Raw genomic sequence first — 20,473 nt, 5'->3', positions numbered from 1 at the left:
ATAAATATTTTAATAACCTGCTTCATGTAGTGGGGCAGGATTTCAATACTTTTTTTTAATCATCATCAATCATCATAAAATCAAAACAATCATGAAAAAATCAATCATTTATTCAGCACTTACCTTAGTAGCCTTTTGTAACATTACTACGGCATCTCCAATTAAAGTTTCATCAGTAGACTCTTCTATTACTGTTCCCTACAGCCGTGTTGAAAAAGCCACTCCATTGGCTCTTGCTATTGCAAAAGGAGATGTAACGGCTGTCAAAAAATTTATTGGGTACGGCTCTAATGTTCATGAAAAATCGAACGATATGACACCTTTAATGATCGCTGCCCGCTACAATGAGGTAGAAATTATTAAAGTTTTACTTGAAAACGGTGCCAACATTAACGACAAAAACTCTAAAGGCTATAATGCCCTTAAGTATGCACAGATTAGTAATGCTAACGAAGCAGCGGCTCTTTTAAGTCAACAATCTAACAAATAATAAATCTTACAAACAATCAATAAAAACCGATCATCATGAAAAAATCAATCATTTATTCAGCATTTGCTTTAGTAGCATTTTGTAACATTACTATGGCATCTACATCAGAAGTTAAAGCATCTGAAAAACAATACACCACAGTTTTCGAAGTTAAAATGAAAGCAACTCCGCTTGCTCAGGCAATAGCTAAAGGTGATGTGGAGGCCGTTAAAAAGTTTATTGAATATGGTGCCGATGTTAACGAAAAGTCTAACGATATGACTCCGTTAATGATCGCTGCCCGCTACAACCAGGTTGAAATAATAAACCTTTTAATTAAAAACGGTGCGGATATTAAAGCTACTAATGAAAAAGGATTTAATGCTCTTAAATATGCCGAGATGAGTAAAGCTAATGATGCTGTTACGGCAATTAAAAAAGCACTTGATGCTTAACAATTAATAAAAAATCAGAAATGAAAAAGGCAGCTGTTCAGGCTGCCTTTTCTGTTATATAAAATAGAGGAAATTATTACCTAAGCTGCGCTCCGGTTTGTTTTTCCAGATTTTGTCTTATTTTACTCATTACCTTGTCTATCTGATCGTCTGTAAGAGTTTTTGTGCTGTCCTGCAGCATAAAACTAACCGCATAAGACTTTTTGCCTTCCGGAAGATTAGCGCCCTGATATACATCAAATAGGCTAATGTCTTTAAGAAGCGCTTTCTCTGTTTGACGTGCAATGGCAAATATACTGTCAAAAGTAACAGTTTCGTCTACCAACAAAGCAAGGTCTCTGCGAACCTCAGGAAATTTAGCGATCTCAGTATATTTAACTTTACCGGTAACTAATTTGGTAATTGCCCCCCAGTTAAAATCGGCAAAAAATACTTCCTGTTTTATATCAAAATGCTTGTTTACCTGTTTTTTAACAGATCCAAATTCAACAATAACATCATGTCCAACAGCAAAAGCAATACCCTCTGCAAAAACATCATTTTGCAAAGGTTGAGACTGCCATTTGTTTAAGCCAAGCCTGTTTAAAATAGATGTTACATAACCTTTAAACATAAAAAAGTCGGTACCTTTTTGTGGCTGCAGCCAGTTTTCCTGTTGACGGTTCCCTGTAACAGTTAGGGTTAAATGCTTGTTCTCTTCATATCCGCCCGGCATTTTATGATAGCTTTTACCAAACTCGAAAAGTTTAAGGTCGGCACGACGACGATTTATATTAAACGATACAGCCTCAAGAGCACTAAACAGTAGTGACTGCCTCATGGCCGAAAGGTCGTTACTTAGTGGGTTTAACATTAATACATTAAACTCTTCTTTAAGATTCTCTGATAACTTAACATAATCAGGAGTGGTAAGAGAGTTAGCCATCATCTCGTTAAATCCAAGAGACGTAAGTTGTGCAGCCACCACATTTTGAAGTTTGTAATCTTCTGTGCGCGTAGAGTTTGAGATAGAAGCGTTAAATTTTTGTGTAAAGCTGATATTGTTATAGCCATATACCCTTAGGATCTCTTCTATAACATCAATTTCACGATCAACATCAACACGGTAAGACGGTATGATTAGCCCCAGTCCTTTTTCAGACATAGAGGTTATTTTAATGTCTAACGATACCAATATTTTCTTTATGGTTTCTTTAGGCAGTTCCTGGCCAATTACTTTTGTTACAGTATCAAAGTTTAGGAATACTGAAAAATCTTCTATTTTTTTAGGATAGATATCTTCAATATCCGATGTGATTTCTCCTCCTGCGGTTTCCTGAATTAGCAGTGCAGCTCTTTTCAGCGCATATTGTGCTATCGTTGGGTCTATACCTCTTTCAAAACGGAACGAAGCATCGCTGTTTATGCTATGACGTTTTGCAGTTTTTCTTACAGTTACGGGATTAAAGTAAGCACTCTCCAAAAATACTGTGGACGTACCTTCGCCAACACCCGATTTTTTTCCGCCAAGAACTCCGGCTAATGCCATTGGCCCGTTTTCGTCAGCAATAATAAGGTCTTCTTCATGAAGTATACGTTCTACATCGTCAAGAGTTACAAATTTTGTTCCTGCTTCAGCCGTTTTTATATATACTCTATTGCCTTTAATTTTTGCAGCATCAAAAGCATGTAGTGGCTGTCCAAGTTCGTGCATTACATAGTTAGTAACGTCTACAACATTATTTTTAGGACTAAGACCTATGGCCTTAAGCCTGTTTTGCAACCATGCCGGCGATGGCTGCACTGTAATGCCCGATATGGTTACACCACAGTAGCGTGGTGCACGCTTGGCATCTTCCAGTTTAATATCTATTTTAAGTGTGCGTTTATCTACCCTAAAGTTGCTAACTGAAGGTGTAATAAGCTCTGTATGCACATTTTTTTGATTTAATCCAGCCCTAAGATCGCGTGCAACCCCAAGATGGCTCATGGCATCGGCACGGTTAGGCGTAAGGCCAATTTCAAAAACTTCGTCTGTAACAATTTCAAAAACTTTGGCAGCAGGAGTTCCCGGTACAAGATCTTCGTGTAATACCATGATGCCGTCATGACTTTCGCCAAGACCCAGCTCATCTTCAGCACAGATCATACCATGGCTGTCTTCGCCACGAATTTTGCCTTTTTTTATTTGGAAAGCATTGCCCTCTTTGTCATATAATGTAGTTCCAATAGTTGCAACGGCAACTTTTTGCCCGGCAGCAACATTGGGTGCCCCACAAACTATTTGTACAGGATTTCCGTCGCCAAGATCTACGGTGGTAACGCTAAGTCTATCGGCATTAGGGTGTTGTATGCGTGTAAGTACATGCCCTATAACCACACCTTCAAGGCCTCCTTTAAGCGACTCATATTTTTCAACTCCTTCTACTTCAAGGCCCAGGTCTGTAAGCAGGGCAGCAGTTTCATCAGATTTCCAGTCGAGTTTAATAAATTGTTTTAACCAGTTGTAAGATATGCGCATGAGTGAGTCTTATTTTTTAAGCACGCAAAGATAACAATTGTAAACTAAAATAGTTTTATGATGCTAATTCTTATTTATTGTAAAATCAACATTTAATTTAATGCCTGTATAATTACTCGTGCTTTCGGGGCGGTTTAATAATTTTGGTAAATATCTTATATAAAAAATAAAAGGCTATAGTAAGTGCAATTAAAGACACTATATCCAGTATAATCGTTAGAAAATCAATCGCTTTCAAGGCTTCAGTGTCATAAAAAATAAGAGTCATATTCCTTGTTGCTTAAAGGGTATTATGATTAGCAAATTAATAATTACATTAATGTCGCGCCATCCCCATTAATGGGGATTTTTTAGCTCTTGCTGCATTTGGTTTGTTGTTGTTTTAATTGGGTACTTTTATAGCCATTTTCCTTATTTTTGTGTTCTAACTCTTTATACATGAAGTCTTTTTTTATAAGCCTTATTCTTCTTTTCTCTTTTGCGCTACAGGCACAACTAAAAAGCCCTGCACAATTTTTGCCCGGCTATGGCAGACAGGTAACCTATCATTATCAGGTAGAGAATTATTTTAATTACCTTGTTCAAAACTCTAACAGTATAGTTCATAAACCCTATGGTCAAACTAATGAAGAACGTGGGTTGAACGCCTATTATATATCTGCTCCCGAAAATTTAAGGAACATTGAAAATATCCGCCAAAATCATTTATACCAAATAGGCATGGCCTCAAAACCTGCTGTTGCTACAGATAAAGTAATTGTATGGCTAAGCTTTAATGTGCATGGCAATGAACCTGCGGGTACTGAGAGCGCCATGAATGTAGCCTATGAGTTGGTTAGTCCTGATAATGCGGAAACAAAAGAATGGCTACAAAACACAATTGTTATTTTAGATCCATGCCTCAATCCCGATGGATTTTCGCGCTATGGCAATTGGCTTCGTTCTATTAGTGGCAAAGATATTCACCCGGGGCTTAACGACAGGGAACACATGGAACCCTGGCCGGGTGGTCGTGAAAATCATTATTTGTATGACCTAAACCGTGATTGGGCCTGGCAGGTACAGGCTGAAACACAACAGCGCATGTTACTGTATAACGACTGGATGCCAATGGTTCATGTAGATGTACACGAAATGGGTTTTAATGAACCGTATTTTTTTCCGCCACCGGCAGAACCTATGCACGATTTTGTAACTCAGGCGCAAAAAGATTTTTATGCAGCCATTGGAGAAATGACTTCTAAGAAATTCGATTCTAAAGGCTGGAGTTATTATACCCGCGAAGTTTTTGACCTGTTTTATCCGAGTTATGGAGATACCTATCCAACTTTTAACGGTGCTGTTGGTATGACTTATGAGCAGGGAGGAATTGGTGCAGGCCGTGCTGTAACGCTAAAAAGTGGCGGTATACTTACATTACAGGACAGGATAGACCATCATACAGCGGCAGTACTTACGGCCATAGAAACTGCCGCCTGGAAAAGAAATAAGCTTATTGCTAATTTTAGGGCTTATTTTAAAGACAGTAGAGAGAATCCCAAAGGTAAATACAACACTTATATAGTTAAAAACCATGGTAAAACCGAAGAGCTGACTAAATTGCTTGGTCGAAACAAGATACAATATGCTTTTGCAGATGAGACTAAAAAGCTGTCAGGATATCATTATCAAACGGGTAAAGAAGATGATTTTATTTTAGAACCTAACGATTTGATAGTAAGTGTTAAGCAACCAAAGGCAGTGTTAACGCAGGTTTTATTTGAACCGGAGCAACGCCTGAGCGACAGTCTTTCATATGATATTACAGCATGGGCATTGCCGCTGGCTTATGGTGTAGATGGGTATGCTTTAAAAAGAGATCTTTCGGTTAAAACAAAAAAGGACATTAAATATAAAGGTAAGTTCGAGTACGAAAGGATTTATGCATATTATATTCCTTGGAATGGGAGGGCATCGGCTAAATTATTGGCTGAACTCCACAAGAATAAGATAAAAGTACGTTCTGCACATAAAGAATCACTTTTTAGAGGTATAAAAGTAAGCCTTGGTGATTTAGTGGTTTTAAAAGGCGACAATCCACAGCTTACACAGTTTGACTCGGCAATGAATGTAATGCTTGAAGGAAAAAAGGATTATGAAGTTATAGAAAGCGGCTTCTCTATCAGTGGGGCTGATCTTGGAGCGGAATCCTACCCATTGCTGGAAGCACCTAAAGTGCTTTTAGTTGCCGGAAAAGACATTAACAGTACTGATTTTGGACAGGTATGGTTTTACATGGATCAGATAATTAACTATCCTGTAAGCATTGTGGATATTCAGAATTTCGGTAATATTAATTTTAATGAATACAATACCCTTATTTTGCCTGATGGGTGGTATTCTTTTCAGGAAACTGATAAAACACGTATAGACACTTTTATTGCAAATGGCGGTAAAGTAATTGCTATGGCAGGGGCTTTAAACCTATTTGAAGACAGGCAGGGATACAGCCTTACCAAATTTGCTACAGATGAGGCTAAGAATGCAGAAAAGGATCACGAAGCTTCAGCTATGCTCAATGCACGCTACTATAATTACGAAAGTTTTTTAAGACGCGGAATATCATCATCGGTTTCGGGAGCCATTGTAGAGAATGTTATCGATAGAACGCATCCGTTGAATTATGGATTGGGAGATAAATATTTTAGCCTTAAAATTAGCGATAGCTGCTATCAGTTGCTAAAAGGGGCTGCTAATACTGCTTACATCCCGGAAGGTTATAAAAGTTTTGGTTTTATAGGCAGCGATCTTAAAAAGAAACTCGCTAACACTGTAACCTTTGCCGTGGAGCAAAAAGGAAGTGGACAAATAATTTATATGGTAGATAATCCGCTGTTTCGTGGTTTTTGGGAAAATGGTAACCTTCTGTTCAGTAACGCTTTATTTTTAGTGAATTGATATAATAAAAGTGCGGATTTTAGAGTTATCATAAAAATATCCGTTTATGAAAATCGCTATAGTGATGTTATTTGCATTGAGCCTGACAGGCTGCAGCAATAATGATGAAACTGGTAATCAAGATCCTGAAAGCAATCGTGATTTTAAGCAGGAAATGCGCAATTATGTTATCGGCATAAGCCGGTCGGGCAAGGCAGTTAATCCCAACTTTTTGATTATTCCGCAAAATGGCATAGAGCTGGTTACTGCAAATGGAGAAGAAGATGGCAATCCTGACACTGAATATCTTACTGCAATAGATGGCAACGGTCAGGAAGATTTGTTCTATGGCTATGATAATGATGATGTAGCTACCCCGGCCGATGCTACAGCATATCTTAAAAATTCTCTTGATATCTCTAAAAATGCAGGTAAAACAATTTTAGCAATTGACTACTGTTCTACACCATCAAAGATTACTGATTCTTATTCTAAAAATGCAACTGCAGGATATATATCTTATGCAGCAACACATCGCAATCTGGATATAATCCCGGATGCAGTGCCTAATAATGTAAATGCCGGGAATATTACCGCACTAAATCAGGTAAAAAATTTTCTGTATATTATAAATCCTGAAAACTTTACATCTAAAACAGCCTTTATAAATGCAGTTACCGCCACTAATTATGATGCAGTTATTATAGACCTGTTTTTAAACAATGAGCAATTTACTGCTGCCGAGGTGGCACAATTGCGAAACAAAGCTAATGGAGGCAAACGACTGGTTATTTGCTACATGTCTATTGGTGAGGCAGAAGATTATCGCTATTATTGGCAAAGCAGCTGGAGTAGCAATGCACCCGACTGGATAGCAGCTGAAAATCCTGACTGGCCCGGAAATTATAAAGTAAAGTACTGGGACGAAGAGTGGCAGGGAATTATTTATAAAAATCCGGATTCGTATCTCAGTAAGATTACCTCTGCCGGATTTGACGGTGTATATCTTGATATTATTGAAGCCTTTGAATACTTTGAAAATTAGAAATGCAAAGTATTATATGATGGGCTAAGTTTTTGAATTTTATGTTATTCCAAAAACTTAGCCTTCATTTGAGGTGTAGGCATCATGCAGGCATCTTTCTTTCCATACCATTTATAACGGTTTCTCGCTACGTAGTCATATACTAGGTTGTTTAAACTTTTGGGCAGAATGCTAAAAATATTGAGCACAGAATAGACACCGCCTAACTCTTTAGCTATTTTAATAGCTGCTTCTGCTTTGTAATAATAAGCCTGGCCGGGTTCATATAAAATTATAGAATCGGTTTTAGATGTGTCAATGCCAATATGCTTAATAATTTGTTGCCCAAGAGCAGATTGTATAGGTACAAACCTAAAAATGTCTTTCTTATCCCGTTTAATAAGAAACTGAACCGTACTGTCGCAAAGGTTGCAAACCCCATCGAACAAGACGATCTTTTTATCTTTTGGCAAGTTTTCCATAATTGCAGATCATTAACGTTTCATTGCCTCGACCAATTCCAACGATTCGAGATCTACTTTAGAGGTAAATAAGCCATAATTAACCGTGGCTTTCTTTTTTTCAATGGCATCAAGAGTTCCCACAGCTTTTCCATCTATCATTCGCACGCGGTCGCCAATTTTGAGGATGGCTTTAGGCTTTTCTACATTTTTTTCCTTTATCTTTTTCTCTTTCTTTTCTTTACGTATTTCCTCAACCTTTGCCTCAACCTCGGCCACAACTTTTTTCTGGATAACTTCGGCTACTTTCTTTTCCTTAACAGTGAGCTTTTTACGTTTAGAATTTTCTATCTCTACAGTTTTAAGAAACTCACCTATAAGTTCTTTTTTATTTTTGTTGTTAAAATATTTTTCGCTCATATCGTCCAGCTTTTGTCCCATGTAAATAAGGCGTTGGTTGGCATCATACAACTCCTGATAGCTTTCTAACTTTTGCTGGATACGGGTGTTTATGTTCTCCATTTTTTTACCCTCTTCACGTGCCCGTATTTCTTCTTCCTTAAGTGTTTGCGAAGTTTTTTCCAGCTTTGAGCGTTCTTTTTGAAGAGTGGCAATAGTTTTATCAAAGCGCACTTTGCTGCCTTCAATTTTCTTTTTAGCACGGTTTATAAGCCCGTACGGAATACCGTTTTTCTGTGCTACTTCGAAGGTAAACGAACTACCTGCCTGGCCTAATATTAGTTTGTACATAGGCTCCAGCGATTTCTCGTCAAAAAGCATGTTGGCATTCGTTGCAAAAGGCAGTTCGTTTGCCAGTATTTTAAGGTTGGTGTAGTGGGTGGTTATTATTCCAAAAGCTTCACGGTGATAAAACTCTTCAAGGAAAACTTCCGCCAAAGCACCACCCAGTTCAGGGTCTGACCCTGTACCGAACTCATCTATTAAAAAAAGTGTTTTATCATTACACTTTTTTAAAAAATAGTTCATGTTCTTCAATCGGTAACTATAAGTACTTAAATGATTTTCAATTGACTGATTGTCGCCAATATCGGTCATTATTCGGTCAAATAGACAGGTTTCGCTGCGTTCGTGTACAGGAATTAAGAGTCCGCACTGTAGCATTAATTGTAGTAATCCAATAGTTTTAAGTGTAATACTTTTACCCCCTGCATTGGGGCCTGATATTACAATAATACGGTTGTCGTGTCTAAGTTCAATTGTCTGTGGGTAGGTAACCTGATTTTTAACCCTGTTGTTTACATAAAGTATAGGGTGGTATGCCTCACGAAAATATATCCTGCGTTCTTCAGTTATATTAGGCAACAGGCCATTTACTCTTCGGGCATATTTAGCCTTGCCGGATACTACGTCAATATCGGTTAAGAATTCCTGGTAATCATAAAGCTGTGGTACGAAAGGCCTAATATGGCTGCTTAGCTGTAATAAAATGCGCTTGATCTCTTCTTTCTCTTCATACTCAAAGTTATTGAGTTCGCGAGAGAGGCGAAGGGTGGTTTCCGGCTCAATATAGGCAATACTACCTGTTTTAGAACTTCCTAATATAGATCCTTTAACTTTTTTACGATACATAGCCGATACTGCCAAGACCCTACGATTTTCCACCACGCTCTCTTTAATATCGTCAAGATAACCAAGGCTGTTGTAATGGCTTAGTGCAGCTGTAAAACTTTGGTTTATGCGCACCTTTACAAGGTTCATTTCGCGGCGTATTTCCTGAAGCTGCAAAGATGCATCGTCTTTTACTTCGCCATATTTGTCTACAACTTTATCAATCAGCTTGAGTATCTCTTTATTGTATTCCACCTGTTGTGCACGCGCATTTAAGGTTGGATAATAGTCGTTAAACTTTTCAAGAAATTTTATAAGTGTGTTTACGGTATCGGCAACCACGGCAATTTTTCTGAAAGCAGATGCATCCAGATAACTGTCTTCTATTGCCAGGAATTTTACCTCATTAGATATAGGTTCAAAGCCGTGGTTAGGCAATGCATTATTATTGTCGAACGAGGCAACATATTCTGATGTTTGTTGCAATGCCTGCATTAGTTGTTCCCTGTTTTTAAACGGGGCAATTTGCAGGGCTTTATCGTGTCCGGGCTCTGTAACACAGCCTGAGGCTACAGCTTCGAGTACCGTATAAAATTCTAAATCTTTTAATGTTTTGTCTGTAATGCTTACCATATTTTTATCAAAGCAAATTCTGTGCTAAAATACTACATAATCGGGCTGCCTGCACAAATGTCAGTCAAAGTTTAAGTAAGCTTTATCAGCACGTTGGTGTGTATATTTCTATATTTGTACAAAAACAGCCTGTAATGAATGTAAATATTGAAGCCTCGTGGAAACATGCGCTGGCCGGAGAGTTTGAAAAACCATATTTTGAAAGCCTTATACCTTTTGTAAAACAGCAATATACACAATATGCCTGTTATCCGCCGGGGAAACAAATATTCTCGGCTTTTGATCATTGCCCTTTTGATAAAGTAGAAGTTGTTATATTGGGTCAGGATCCTTACCATGGGCCCGGGCAGGCAAATGGGCTTTGCTTTTCGGTTAATGATGGCATACCAATGCCACCATCGTTGCAAAATATTTTTAGGGAAATACAGGCCGATCTAAACAAACCGTTTCCGCCAACGGGTAATCTTGAACGTTGGGCAGATCAGGGAGTACTTTTATTAAACGCAGTATTAACGGTAAGGCAGGGTGAAGCCAACAGCCATCAGGGTAAGGGCTGGGAGATATTTACCGATGCCGTTATACAAAAAATATCGGAAGAAAAAGAAAATGTGGTTTTCCTGTTGTGGGGTGGCCCCGCAAAAAAGAAAGGAGCTAAAGTAGACCGAAGCCGTCATCTTGTTTTAGAGTCCGGGCATCCATCGCCATTAAGTGCCAATAAAGGCCACTGGTTTGGCAACAGGCATTTTAGCAGGGCTAATGCATTTCTTGCAGAAAAAGGAAAGAAACAGATTGAATGGTAAGAACATATAAAGAAAAGAATAAGGACAGTGTAATTACTGTCCTTATTCTTTTTGAAATAGTATTCTCTTAATATTCGAATGTTCCGTATTCGCTTTGTATAGTTAGCTTCTTTGAAACGCTTTCGTTAGTATCTATAGCCGTAACCCTGCCTACAATTTGAGCATCTACATTGAATGACCTTGATATGGCAATAATGTCCTGTGCAATTTCTTCCGAAACATATATTTCCATACGGTGCCCACAGTTAAATACCTGATACATTTCTTTCCAGTTGGTATTGCTTTGTTCCTGTATTAGTTTAAATAGTGGAGGAACCGGAAAAAGGTTATCTTTTATTACATGAACGTTATCTACAAAGTGTAACACTTTAGTTTGTGCACCACCACTGCAATGCACCATTCCGTGAATTTGCTGTGCAGAATAGGTGTTAAGTATCTGTTTAATTATGGGGGCATAAGTTCTTGTAGGAGAAAGTACAAGCTTACCTGCATCTATAGGACTGCCTTCAACAGTATCTGTTAGTTTTATATTGCCTGAATAAACAAGCTCAGCAGGTACAGCGGCATCAAAACTTTCAGGATATTTAGCAGCAAGATAGTTGTTAAACACATCATGCCTTGCCGATGTTAGACCATTACTGCCCATACCACCGTTATAGCCTGTTTCATAACTTGCCTGCCCTGATGATGAAAGTCCTACAATAACATCGCCCGGTTGTATATTGGCATTATCTATAACGTCGCTTCGCTTCATTCTTGCGGTTACTGTACTGTCTACAATAATAGTGCGCACAAGGTCGCCTACATCGGCAGTTTCACCACCTGTAGAGTGTATGGTAACACCAAAGTTCTTTAGTTCTTCTATAAGCTCTTCGGTGCCATTTATAATAGCAGATAGTACTTCGCCAGGTATAAGGTTTTTATTTCGGCCAATGGTGCTGCTCAGCATAATATTGTCTACAGCACCAACACACAAAAGATCGTCGATGTTCATTATAAGTGCATCCTGGGCAATACCTTTCCAAACAGACAGGTCGCCTGTTTCTTTCCAGTACATATAAGCCAAAGACGATTTTGTACCTGCCCCATCGGCATGCATTATAAGGCAATAATCATTATCTCCGGTAAGGTAATCAGGCACAATTTTACAAAACGCTTTGGGAAACAACCCTTTGTCAATATTTTTTATTGCATTGTGTACATCTTCTTTTGAAGCCGAAACCCCTCTTTGATTATAGCGTTTGCTTGTATCCTGACTCATTTTTAAATTGTAGTTTGTGTTGTTGGGGCAAAGATAATTTTAATTTATTAATGTAGCAATCTTTCATTGCTCTATGCCTTTATATGAAATTTATGGTTACTAAATTTCCTGCATTTATAAGTATTGTCCTGCTCTCTTCGTTTAAGTTTATAAGATGCATTGTTTTACCGTTTTCAGAATATTTAGTACTCAGCTTATTGAGTATTTCTATGGCTGACATATCGGCAATGCGGCTATCATTAAAATCTAAATAAACAGTATTTGGGTCTTCTGTAACAGTAAAATTATCAGCAAATGTTGTGGTAGATCCAAAGAACAAAGCACCCTTAATAGTGTAGGTTTTAGAGCCGTCCGGAGCTAATTTTCCACTAACCTTAATATGTCGTGCGCTATCCCAGGCAAACACTAATGCCGATATTATTACGCCAACCAAAACAGCCAGGGCAAGATTGTGCATAAAAATGGTAATAACAGCTACCAATATTCCGGTAAAAATATCGTGTCTCGGCATTTTGTTAATCACTTTAAAGCTGGTCCATTCAAAAGTACCAATGGCAACCATCATCATGACACCAACAAGTGCCGCCATAGGTAATTTGCCTATAACGGGAGCACCTACTAAAATAATGAGCATTATGGTTACCGCAGCTATAATACCTGAAAGTCTTGATCTTGAACCTGCTTCAAGGTTTACAAGGGTTTGGGCTATCATTGGGCAGCCACCCATACCAAAAAAGAAACCATTGGCAATATTGGCGCTTCCCTGGGCAATACATTCACGGTTGCTGTTACCACGTGTGCCCGTAATTTCGTCTACAAGATTAAGGGTAAGCAGCCCTTCTGTTAGGCCCACAGCAGCCATTACAAGTGAATAAGGCAGGATGATATAAAGTATTTCGAGATTTATTGGAATGTTTGGTATGTGGAAAGGAGGGAAGCCACCCTGAACCGATGCTATATCTTCGACTGTCTTGGTTTCGATGCCAAAAAGCGTTACAAGTCCAAACACTACCATGATAGCAACCAAAGATGCAGGAACAGCCTTTGTAATTTTAGGGAATACCAACACTACACCAACAGTTAGTGCGACCAGCCCTGCCATGATATATAATGGCGCACCAGACAGCCAGGTTTCCTGGCCGTTTATTATGCTTTTAAACTGGTTGAGTTGCGACATAAATATTACCACAGCCAATCCGTTAACAAATCCATACATAACAGGCTGCGGCACAAGACGTATAAATTTGCCAAGTTTAAAAATACCAACCAATATCTGGAATACTCCTGCAAGAGCTACAGCGGCAAAAACATATTCTATGCCGTTAGATTGCATTAGGGCGATAAGTGTAATTACAGTTGCCCCAGCGCCGCCAGAAACCAAGCCCGGCCTTCCTCCAAAAATGGCCGTAATAATTCCCATAATAAATGCGGCATACAGTCCTACAAGTGGTGGAAAACCTGCAAGTATGGCAAATGATAACGATTCAGGTATCATTGTCATTGCTACAGTAAAGCCAGCCAGTATTTCGTTTTTATAATTTATTTTTTGAGAAAAATCAAAGAGTTTCATTTTTAAGGAGCTGAGTATCTAAGAAACTTAGATTGATTAAAATTTGATTTCGGAAAATAAGGCTCTTATAGGCTAATGTTTCTTTGATAAGTTCAAAGAATCCCGATACCCTCCCTTCCTAAAACCTATGAATAATAAAAATACACGGCCTGTTGTGCAGGTCGGGTTTTTCCTTTTTCCATTGGGCTACCGTTTTGGTTTTAATATACTCTGTTGGAAGGGTAATATCGGCAGCAATACATAAATGAGTATTGGGTTGTAGTATAGCTAAAAGATCGTCTACCAATTTATTGTTGCGGTAAGGAGTTTCTATAAATAATTGAGATTGACTTTTATCCTGAGAAAGTTTTTCAAAATTTTTAAGGGCAGTTTTTTTATCACTTTTATCTATAGGCAGGTAGCCATTAAAAGCAAAACTTTGTCCGTTCATCCCGCTTGCCATCATGGCTAACAGTATTGATGACGGCCCCACAAGCGGAACTACCTGTATGCCTTTTTCATGTGCTATTTTAACTATTGCGGCACCGGGATCGGCAACACCGGGACATCCGGCTTCGCTCATCAATCCCACATTTTTTCCTTCTATACAAGGCTGTAAAAACGAGTTATGATCTGCCGCGTCAGTATGTTTGTTCAGTAATGATAGTTTTAGGTCTGGCTGTTTTTTTGTGGGCAATATAGCCTTTATAAAACGGCGGGCTGTTTTTTCGTTCTCAACAATATAATGGTCAATAAACTCAATAGATTTTGCAACGGTTTCCGGAAGTACGGTTTTAGGATCGGCATCGTCACCAAGCGGCACAGGCAGTAAGTATAGTTTTCCTTTAGCAAGCATAAATGTGGTATTATAGCGCAAAAGTAATAATATTAAATTACCTTATAACTATAAAACTGTGATAGGCTAAGAATGCTGTTCGATAAGCTTTGTTGCCACGATATCGCAAACTTCATCGAGCATATCATATACCTGATCAAAATCTTTAGAAGTACCATAATAAGGGTCGGGTACATCTATTTTTTGTCCTGGAAATATCTCGTCCATCATCAGTACAACTTTGCTTTTGGCTTCGGGAGTAGGAGCAAGGCGTGTAACATCTTTAAAGTTAGAACTGTCCATAACATAAATATGGTCAAATTCCGTAAAGTCAGATTTTTTTATTTGCCTTGCTTTTTGTGTACTAATGTCAAGCCCGCGGTTTTTTGCCGCACGAATTGAACGATGATCAGGGCAATCGCCTGCATGCCAACCTCCGGTTCCGGCACTGTCTACTGTAAATTTATCAGCAGGCAACTTGCTTTGTAATATACCTTCTGCCAAAGGAGAACGGCATATATTACCCAAACAAACCATCAGTATTTTTACGGCCATTATACCGAAAGTTTTTTATTGATATCGTCAACAAATTTGCGGAATTGCTTATCAGTAGTAACAAGGTTGTCTACCGTTTTGCAGGCGTGTAAAACCGTCGCATGGTCGCGGTCGCCAATTTGCGAGCCTATGTTTGCCAAAGATGCTTTTGTAAACTTCTTGGCAAAGAACATAGCGAGCTGACGGGCCTGAACTACATGACGTTTTCTGGTTTTAGATTTTAAAGTATCTACGTCAAGCTGGAAATAATCGGAAACTACTTTTTGAATATAGTCTATAGATATTTCGCGCTTTACATTCTTTACAAATTTTTCTACCACTTGTTTGGCAAGGTCTATAGTAACCTCGCGGTGGTTGAATGATGATTGGGCGATAAGCGAAATTATAGCACCTTCAAGCTCACGCACATTGCTTTTAATGTTGCGTGCCACATATTCTACTATTTCCTGTGGCATCTCTACGCCATCACGATACAATATATTGTTTAGTATTGATATGCGGGTCTCATAATCAGGCTGGTGCAACTCAGCAGAAAGCCCCCACTTAAAACGAGATAAAAGCCTTTGCTCAATATCCTGCATATCTACAGGAGCCTTATCTGATGTTAAGATAACCTGTTTGCCGTTTTGGTGCAGGTGGTTAAAGATGTGGAAAAACACATCCTGAGTTCCGGTTTTACCTGACAGGAACTGAACGTCGTCTATAATAAGCACATCTATCAATTGATAGAAGTGAATAAAATCGTTGCGTGTATTGCGCTTTACCGAGTCGATATACTGCTGTGTAAAGATCTCGGCAGAAATATACAATACGGTCTTATCTGGGTATTTATCTTTTATTTCAATGCCAATAGCGTGCGCAAGGTGTGTTTTACCTAAGCCTACACCACCAAAAATAAGCAATGGATTAAAAGATGTTCCTCCAGGTTTATTAGCTACAGCCAAACCTGCCGAACGGGCAAGGCGGTTAGCATCGCCTTCAAAAAAGTTGTCGAAGCTGTAATTTGCATTAAGCTGCGATTCGATTTTAAGGTTACGGATGCCTGGAATTACAAACGGATTTTTAAGCTCAGGGTTTTTGTTTTGCAATGGTACGTCTACTTCCTGTGGTTTAACAGGAGCGCGGTGGGCGCTTGGCAACTGCTCTGTAAAAGGCTGTTTGTTGCCGTAAGTGTTTTCCATTTTAATTTTATAAAGTAACTTTGCGCTGTTGCCAAGTTCTTTAGTAAGGGCTACTTTTAATAGTTTTACATAGTGTTCTTCCAGCCATTCATAAAAAAATTTGCTGGGCACCTGTATATACAACGCGTTATCAGTTAGTTCAACTGCCCTAATGGGTTCAAACCAGGTTTTGTAGGCCTGATCCTGAATATTGTCTTTTATGAATAGTAGACAGTTTTCCCATACCGATTGCGCAGTTTTAGTCATATACCCTGAAACTTAGTTGTTTATTAATTGTTGTCTTACAAAAAGGAAAATCAAAGATTTCACTCCTTTTAGGGAGAACAAATATGTACACAAAATTCCTCAAAAAAAAACTTTAGGTGTATTGATTTTATTAAAAAAAAATTGTAAGCAACATAATGAAAAATTAATAAATAATTAACGTTTTTGATATATGAATTTTCATGAATTTAAAGTAAGAGTTCGTTATGCCGAAACCGACCAGATGGGAGTTGTCTATCATGGCAATTATGCCCAGTATTTTGAGATGGGAAGGGTGGAATGGCTTAGAAATCTTGGAGTTAGCTATAGTGATATGGAGAAGCAGGGGGTAATGCTGCCTGTTGTTTCCTTAATGTTAAATTACAAAAAGCCTGCCCGTTATGACGATCTTCTGACTGTAAGAACTATCCTTAAAAAACAGGAAGGTGTTAAGATAGAATTTGACTATGAGATATACAATGAGGTGGCTCAGTTATTAACAACCGGCAACTCAGTTTTAGTGTTTGTAGACATGAAAACCGGTCGCCCTACAACACCTCCGGAATATGTAAAAAAGGCATTAAATTTTGATTAATTTGGTTTTCGAACAGTAAATTGTAATTAAGAATTGAATAGGATTTTTGTTCAATAATGATAACACAAAATGCTATTTAATCGAAACCTCATACAAATTTTCAAATGCCTCTAATACCATTGAGGCATTTTTTTTTCGGGTAGCAACTACAATTTCACAATCCATTTCCATTTTTTGGGATATGATATCGAGATTTTTCTCTTTTATAACCCGCATTACTTTGTTCATAACAGCATAACCAAATTTTATAGTATAATGAACGTTTATGGTTTTTTCGATAATATCTGAGGCTTCGAGTGCCATTTGTGCCGAAGTTCGGTAGGCAGAGATCAGTCCGCCAACCCCAAGTTTTACTCCTCCAAAATACCTAACCACTACAACAAGTACATTCGTCAGTCCAAAACTTTGTATTTGCCCATAAATAGGCATTCCGGCTGTATTGTTTGGTTCGCCATCATCGTTAGCCCGATAGTATATTTTATCTATACCCAACTGAAAAGCGTAACACCAATGGCGTGCCGAATGGTGTTGCTTTTTAACTTCGTCAAGAAGTGTTTTTACATCTTCTTCATTGTTTACAGGGAAGGCATAACCAAAAAATTTGCTGTTTTTTTCTTTAAACAGTGTTTCTTTAGATGGGGCAGAGAGGGTTTTGTATGTGTCGTTTTCCAAAATATTTTTTTCGTATTGCAAAGGTAAGTAAGATAATATAAACAGGAAATTGTTTATACTTGTGTTATAAATTTCCTTCTAATGAAAAAAATATTAACAACACTTGTTTTCGTGTTTGTTGTGACATCGTTATCTGCTACTACTTGGGATGAACCTTGGCAAGATGAGATCATTAAAAAATCACAGCATTTTATTTATGCAAAGGTTATTTCTGCAACTGACTCACTGGTGGTTGTTGAAGTGCAAAAGTCATTCGGTAAGTCTATTAAAGGTAAAATAATTATAGATTCTTTTTTTCTTCTTAATTTATGTAGTTCAAGCGGTGGACATTCTCCTGAATTTATGTTTGAAAAGGGGCAAGAGGGATACTTTTTTCTTAAGCAAACGGAAAAAGGTTCATATGCTATCCCTACACCCACTTCAGGATTTGATTTGTTATCTGACGATAAAGTTCATGCAACCTACAGGCATACTTACCATAAGGCAGCTGTTGATAAGGAAATATACGAGCTAACATATACTGCAATATGGAATTATTTTCATGATATAAAAATAGACAAAGTTCCGTTGATGAAGTTAATAGATGAATATTTAGCTAAACCCCCTGCGGGTTTTGAAGAAGATGAAGTAAATATTTTCTACAAACAGCATGTTGTTCTTGAAACAGTATTTTTACTTGATATAGAACTTAATATAAATGTGTTGAAAAAATTTATAGAATGTGATAATTATCATTCTCAAATATCTGCTGCGCGCGCTTTAAGTATATTAAAAACCAAGGAGGCAAAAAATTATATGATTTATTACCTTAAAAAAAAAGAGGGCAATATTTTTGCGCAGACCATGATAGTTTGGGGATTATGGGAAGTTGATCCAAAAATATTGCTTGATATTAAAGATGAGCTTTCTAAAGATGAAACTGGATTTGGTGGAAATATTATGGATCCGCGTGTTTGTACTTATGTGCCATCGCCTTTTGAAGCAATAGTTGCTCTTCAGGATAGAAAATAAATAGTTTTAAATTTGATTATATTCTATAACTCCAGCGTTAACACTTTTTTATCAAATAAGTCTACAACATCCTCTTCGCCTTTTTGGAGATTCCAGACCACAAAGCCAAGTTGTTCTGCTGCATCGGTATTAAACTTTTTATCGTCTACAACAAGGGTGCGTTTGGGTTGTATATCCTGATGATTGTTCAGTACATAATTAAAAGCTTCAGCATCGGGTTTACGCACACCAATTTCGTGTGAAAAATATACCTTTTCAAAACACTGGTAAAAATCACTGTAAAAAGATGCTCCGGCATCTTCTTCAAATTTTTCTATATGTATTGGGTCGGTATTGCTAAGCAGGAAGAGACGGTAAGTATTTTTAAGTTTTTGTAAAAACTCTAAGCGATATAACGGAAAATCGGCAATGCCTGCATTCCATGCGTCTTTAACTGCTTCTAAAGAGGCATTATTACTATGTTTTTGAACTCCCAGCAGATATTCTTCACTATTAATTTTTCCGGTTTCAAACTTCTTTTCAAGCTTCTCAAGGTCTTCGCCCCATTCAAAAATGCCTATATTTTTTAGCGCGGCTACTTTTGCCTCTTTGTCTTTGTTTAAAAAAACATCGCCCATATCAAATATTATCGTGTTCACCATAATTTTTGTATATTAAAAGTTTATCCTGCTGTATACTATGCCTGTCAATTAAAGCACCTGTAATTTCAGGTGCTTTTGTGCCGTTGTTAAAAATAGTTTCTCCTTTAAAAATTCTTGCTTCGTCCCACAACCCGGCATCTATAAAAGTTTGCAGGGTTTGTCGGCCACCTTCTATAATTACAGATAGCAGGTTGTGCTTATATAACACGCCCGCAATTGCATTAGGCAGATTTTCGTCAAAAGCTATTGTTTCATACGTCAGGTTATCTAAGTTAGTCAAATTGCTTTGTGCTGTCAATACAATTGTCTTAATTTTTAGATTTTTAACGAAATAAGAGCTATCAATACGGTTAAATTGATCAAGAATTATGCGAACAGGATTTGGTCCTGTCCAACTGCGCACATCAAGTTGCGGATTATCGTCTATTACTGTTTGCGTGCCTACTAAAATAGCATGTTCCTCACTGCGCCATTTGTGCACAAGCTGTCGCGAGTAGCTATTGGTAATCCAAATAGGTTTTTTTTCTGTAATGTTATTTTCTAATAAGACGCTAACCGAATTGTTTGAATATCTGCTGTCTGGACTTAAAAATCCATCGGCACTTTCTGCCCATTTTAAGATAATATAGGAGCGTTTTTTTTCGTGAAAAGTAAAAAAGCGTTGGTTGCTCTCGCGGCATTGTTTTTCTAAAACACCTACGGTTACTGTTTTTCCTGCTTGCTGTAATTTCTTTATGCCATTACCCGAAACTTTTTCGTGCGGATCCAGAGTGCCTACCACAATATTTTTGATTTGATGCTGTAGTATCAAATCGCAGCAGGGTGGTGTTTTTCCATAATGGCTGCAGGGCTCTAAACTTACATATAAAGTTGAATCAGGTATGAGATGCCTGTGTTCCTGTTTTACCGAATTTATACAGTTTACCTCCCCATGTGGCCCACCAAAAGGGGAGGTGTGTCCTTCGCCAATAATCTTGCCTTTGTGCACAAGTACAGCTCCAACCGATGGATTGGGCATAGCGGCACGCATGCCGTTTTGCGCAAGTTCCAGGCAGCGTTGCATGTATTTTTCGTGACTCATTTTTGGGTTTTTGCAAACCTCA

Annotated in this window: 18 protein-coding genes; 7 read left to right on the top strand and 11 right to left on the bottom strand. The window is 38.0% G+C overall.

The genetic code is table 11. The features are described 5' to 3' along the window. Nucleotides 1-91 precede the first annotated feature (91 nt). Nucleotides 92-490, top strand: a complete 399-nt coding sequence (locus GR160_RS05505; protein ID WP_160748818.1) for an ankyrin repeat domain-containing protein — start codon at nucleotides 92-94, stop codon at nucleotides 488-490. Between the two features lie 35 nt (nucleotides 491-525). Then, the gene (locus tag GR160_RS05500) at nucleotides 526-924 is read left to right on the top strand and encodes an ankyrin repeat domain-containing protein (RefSeq protein WP_160748817.1); all 399 of its coding nucleotides are present in this window, start codon (nucleotides 526-528) and stop codon (nucleotides 922-924) included. A gap of 76 nt (nucleotides 925-1,000) precedes the next feature. Here GR160_RS05500 and pheT read toward each other — a convergent pair whose 3' ends face one another. After that, the gene (gene pheT / locus GR160_RS05495; protein WP_160748816.1) at nucleotides 1,001-3,424 is read right to left on the bottom strand and encodes a phenylalanine--tRNA ligase subunit beta; all 2,424 of its coding nucleotides are present in this window, start codon (nucleotides 3,422-3,424) and stop codon (nucleotides 1,001-1,003) included. Between the two features lie 438 nt (nucleotides 3,425-3,862). Here pheT and GR160_RS05490 point away from each other — a divergent pair, with 438 nt between their 5' ends. Both GR160_RS05490 and GR160_RS05485 read left to right on the top strand, forming a co-directional pair. Beyond that, nucleotides 3,863-6,361, top strand: coding sequence for a M14 family metallopeptidase (locus tag GR160_RS05490; RefSeq protein ID WP_160748815.1), 2,499 nt, complete (start codon nucleotides 3,863-3,865; stop codon nucleotides 6,359-6,361). Between the two features lie 46 nt (nucleotides 6,362-6,407). Then, nucleotides 6,408-7,385, top strand: a complete 978-nt coding sequence (locus GR160_RS05485) for an endo alpha-1,4 polygalactosaminidase (RefSeq protein ID WP_160748814.1) — start codon at nucleotides 6,408-6,410, stop codon at nucleotides 7,383-7,385. 44 nt (nucleotides 7,386-7,429) lie between these two features. Here GR160_RS05485 and GR160_RS05480 read toward each other — a convergent pair whose 3' ends face one another. After that, the gene (locus GR160_RS05480) at nucleotides 7,430-7,846 is read right to left on the bottom strand and encodes a thiol-disulfide oxidoreductase DCC family protein (protein WP_160748813.1); all 417 of its coding nucleotides are present in this window, start codon (nucleotides 7,844-7,846) and stop codon (nucleotides 7,430-7,432) included. Between the two features lie 12 nt (nucleotides 7,847-7,858). Then, nucleotides 7,859-10,027 carry a DNA mismatch repair protein MutS gene (locus tag GR160_RS05475; protein WP_160748812.1) on the bottom strand — a complete coding sequence of 723 codons (2,169 nt, stop codon included), beginning with the start codon at nucleotides 10,025-10,027 and terminating at the stop codon, nucleotides 7,859-7,861. A gap of 134 nt (nucleotides 10,028-10,161) precedes the next feature. Here GR160_RS05475 and ung point away from each other — a divergent pair, with 134 nt between their 5' ends. Beyond that, nucleotides 10,162-10,827: a uracil-DNA glycosylase gene (ung, locus tag GR160_RS05470; protein WP_160748811.1), complete on the top strand. Its 666-nt coding sequence runs from the start codon at nucleotides 10,162-10,164 to the stop codon at nucleotides 10,825-10,827. A 67-nt stretch (nucleotides 10,828-10,894) separates the two neighbouring features. Here ung and GR160_RS05465 read toward each other — a convergent pair whose 3' ends face one another. The 5 genes from GR160_RS05465 to dnaA all read right to left on the bottom strand — a co-directional run bounded on the left by GR160_RS05465 (nucleotide 10,895) and on the right by dnaA (nucleotide 16,454). Beyond that, on the bottom strand, nucleotides 10,895-12,088 hold the full coding sequence (locus GR160_RS05465; protein WP_160748810.1) for an AIR synthase related protein: 1,194 nt from the start codon (nucleotides 12,086-12,088) through the stop codon (nucleotides 10,895-10,897). Nucleotides 12,089-12,167: 79 nt separating this feature from the next. Further along, nucleotides 12,168-13,658 carry a SulP family inorganic anion transporter gene (locus GR160_RS05460; RefSeq protein WP_160748809.1) on the bottom strand — a complete coding sequence of 497 codons (1,491 nt, stop codon included), beginning with the start codon at nucleotides 13,656-13,658 and terminating at the stop codon, nucleotides 12,168-12,170. A gap of 118 nt (nucleotides 13,659-13,776) precedes the next feature. After that, nucleotides 13,777-14,493: an SAM-dependent methyltransferase gene (locus GR160_RS05455; RefSeq protein WP_160748808.1), complete on the bottom strand. Its 717-nt coding sequence runs from the start codon at nucleotides 14,491-14,493 to the stop codon at nucleotides 13,777-13,779. Between the two features lie 66 nt (nucleotides 14,494-14,559). Continuing rightward, a complete protein-coding gene (locus GR160_RS05450) occupies nucleotides 14,560-15,027 on the bottom strand; it encodes a low molecular weight protein-tyrosine-phosphatase (RefSeq protein WP_160748807.1) in 468 nt (155 codons plus the stop codon). Then, complete coding sequence (gene dnaA / locus GR160_RS05445) at nucleotides 15,027-16,454, bottom strand: chromosomal replication initiator protein DnaA (RefSeq protein WP_160748806.1); 1,428 nt, start codon at nucleotides 16,452-16,454, stop codon at nucleotides 15,027-15,029. The genes GR160_RS05450 and dnaA overlap by 1 nt, the downstream gene beginning before the upstream one ends. A gap of 190 nt (nucleotides 16,455-16,644) precedes the next feature. Here dnaA and GR160_RS05440 point away from each other — a divergent pair, with 190 nt between their 5' ends. Further along, nucleotides 16,645-17,046 carry a thioesterase family protein gene (locus GR160_RS05440; RefSeq protein ID WP_160748805.1) on the top strand — a complete coding sequence of 134 codons (402 nt, stop codon included), beginning with the start codon at nucleotides 16,645-16,647 and terminating at the stop codon, nucleotides 17,044-17,046. A 72-nt stretch (nucleotides 17,047-17,118) separates the two neighbouring features. Here GR160_RS05440 and GR160_RS05435 read toward each other — a convergent pair whose 3' ends face one another. Continuing rightward, a complete protein-coding gene (locus GR160_RS05435) occupies nucleotides 17,119-17,718 on the bottom strand; it encodes a YigZ family protein (protein ID WP_160748804.1) in 600 nt (199 codons plus the stop codon). An 81-nt stretch (nucleotides 17,719-17,799) separates the two neighbouring features. Between GR160_RS05435 and GR160_RS05430 the strand changes: the two genes are divergently transcribed. Next, nucleotides 17,800-18,729: a hypothetical protein gene (locus tag GR160_RS05430; RefSeq protein WP_160748803.1), complete on the top strand. Its 930-nt coding sequence runs from the start codon at nucleotides 17,800-17,802 to the stop codon at nucleotides 18,727-18,729. Between the two features lie 23 nt (nucleotides 18,730-18,752). Here GR160_RS05430 and GR160_RS05425 read toward each other — a convergent pair whose 3' ends face one another. After that, nucleotides 18,753-19,370 carry an HAD-IA family hydrolase gene (locus GR160_RS05425; protein WP_160748802.1) on the bottom strand — a complete coding sequence of 206 codons (618 nt, stop codon included), beginning with the start codon at nucleotides 19,368-19,370 and terminating at the stop codon, nucleotides 18,753-18,755. Further along, nucleotides 19,348-20,451 (bottom strand): bifunctional diaminohydroxyphosphoribosylaminopyrimidine deaminase/5-amino-6-(5-phosphoribosylamino)uracil reductase RibD, encoded by a 1,104-nt coding sequence (gene ribD / locus GR160_RS05420; protein WP_160748801.1) that lies wholly within the window; start codon nucleotides 20,449-20,451, stop codon nucleotides 19,348-19,350. Before ribD ends, GR160_RS05425 begins: the two co-directional genes overlap by 23 nt. Nucleotides 20,452-20,473: the final 22 nt, after the last annotated feature.

The organism is Flavobacterium sp. Sd200 (genome assembly GCF_009826935.1).
Classification (GTDB): Bacteria; Bacteroidota; Bacteroidia; order Flavobacteriales; family Flavobacteriaceae; genus Flavobacterium.
Note: the sequence above shows the minus strand (reverse complement) of the source record. Positions and strands in the feature narration are given on the sequence as shown.

What these genes read in the sequence shown, in the direction of transcription:
- GR160_RS05505 (WP_160748818.1), top strand. Translation starts at nt 92, where the DNA reads ATGAAAAAATCAATCATTTATTCAGCACTTACCTTAGTAGCCTTTTGT.
- GR160_RS05500 (WP_160748817.1), top strand. Translation starts at nt 526, where the DNA reads ATGAAAAAATCAATCATTTATTCAGCATTTGCTTTAGTAGCATTTTGT.
- pheT (WP_160748816.1), bottom strand. Translation starts at nt 3,424, where the DNA reads ATGCGCATATCTTACAACTGGTTAAAACAATTTATTAAACTCGACTGG.
- GR160_RS05490 (WP_160748815.1), top strand. Translation starts at nt 3,863, where the DNA reads ATGAAGTCTTTTTTTATAAGCCTTATTCTTCTTTTCTCTTTTGCGCTA.
- GR160_RS05485 (WP_160748814.1), top strand. Translation starts at nt 6,408, where the DNA reads ATGAAAATCGCTATAGTGATGTTATTTGCATTGAGCCTGACAGGCTGC.
- GR160_RS05480 (WP_160748813.1), bottom strand. Translation starts at nt 7,846, where the DNA reads ATGGAAAACTTGCCAAAAGATAAAAAGATCGTCTTGTTCGATGGGGTT.
- GR160_RS05475 (WP_160748812.1), bottom strand. Translation starts at nt 10,027, where the DNA reads ATGGTAAGCATTACAGACAAAACATTAAAAGATTTAGAATTTTATACG.
- ung (WP_160748811.1), top strand. Translation starts at nt 10,162, where the DNA reads ATGAATGTAAATATTGAAGCCTCGTGGAAACATGCGCTGGCCGGAGAG.
- GR160_RS05465 (WP_160748810.1), bottom strand. Translation starts at nt 12,088, where the DNA reads ATGAGTCAGGATACAAGCAAACGCTATAATCAAAGAGGGGTTTCGGCT.
- GR160_RS05460 (WP_160748809.1), bottom strand. Translation starts at nt 13,658, where the DNA reads ATGAAACTCTTTGATTTTTCTCAAAAAATAAATTATAAAAACGAAATA.
- GR160_RS05455 (WP_160748808.1), bottom strand. Translation starts at nt 14,493, where the DNA reads ATGCTTGCTAAAGGAAAACTATACTTACTGCCTGTGCCGCTTGGTGAC.
- GR160_RS05450 (WP_160748807.1), bottom strand. Translation starts at nt 15,027, where the DNA reads ATGGCCGTAAAAATACTGATGGTTTGTTTGGGTAATATATGCCGTTCT.
- dnaA (WP_160748806.1), bottom strand. Translation starts at nt 16,454, where the DNA reads ATGACTAAAACTGCGCAATCGGTATGGGAAAACTGTCTACTATTCATA.
- GR160_RS05440 (WP_160748805.1), top strand. Translation starts at nt 16,645, where the DNA reads ATGAATTTTCATGAATTTAAAGTAAGAGTTCGTTATGCCGAAACCGAC.
- GR160_RS05430 (WP_160748803.1), top strand. Translation starts at nt 17,800, where the DNA reads ATGAAAAAAATATTAACAACACTTGTTTTCGTGTTTGTTGTGACATCG.
- GR160_RS05425 (WP_160748802.1), bottom strand. Translation starts at nt 19,370, where the DNA reads ATGGTGAACACGATAATATTTGATATGGGCGATGTTTTTTTAAACAAA.
- ribD (WP_160748801.1), bottom strand. Translation starts at nt 20,451, where the DNA reads ATGAGTCACGAAAAATACATGCAACGCTGCCTGGAACTTGCGCAAAAC.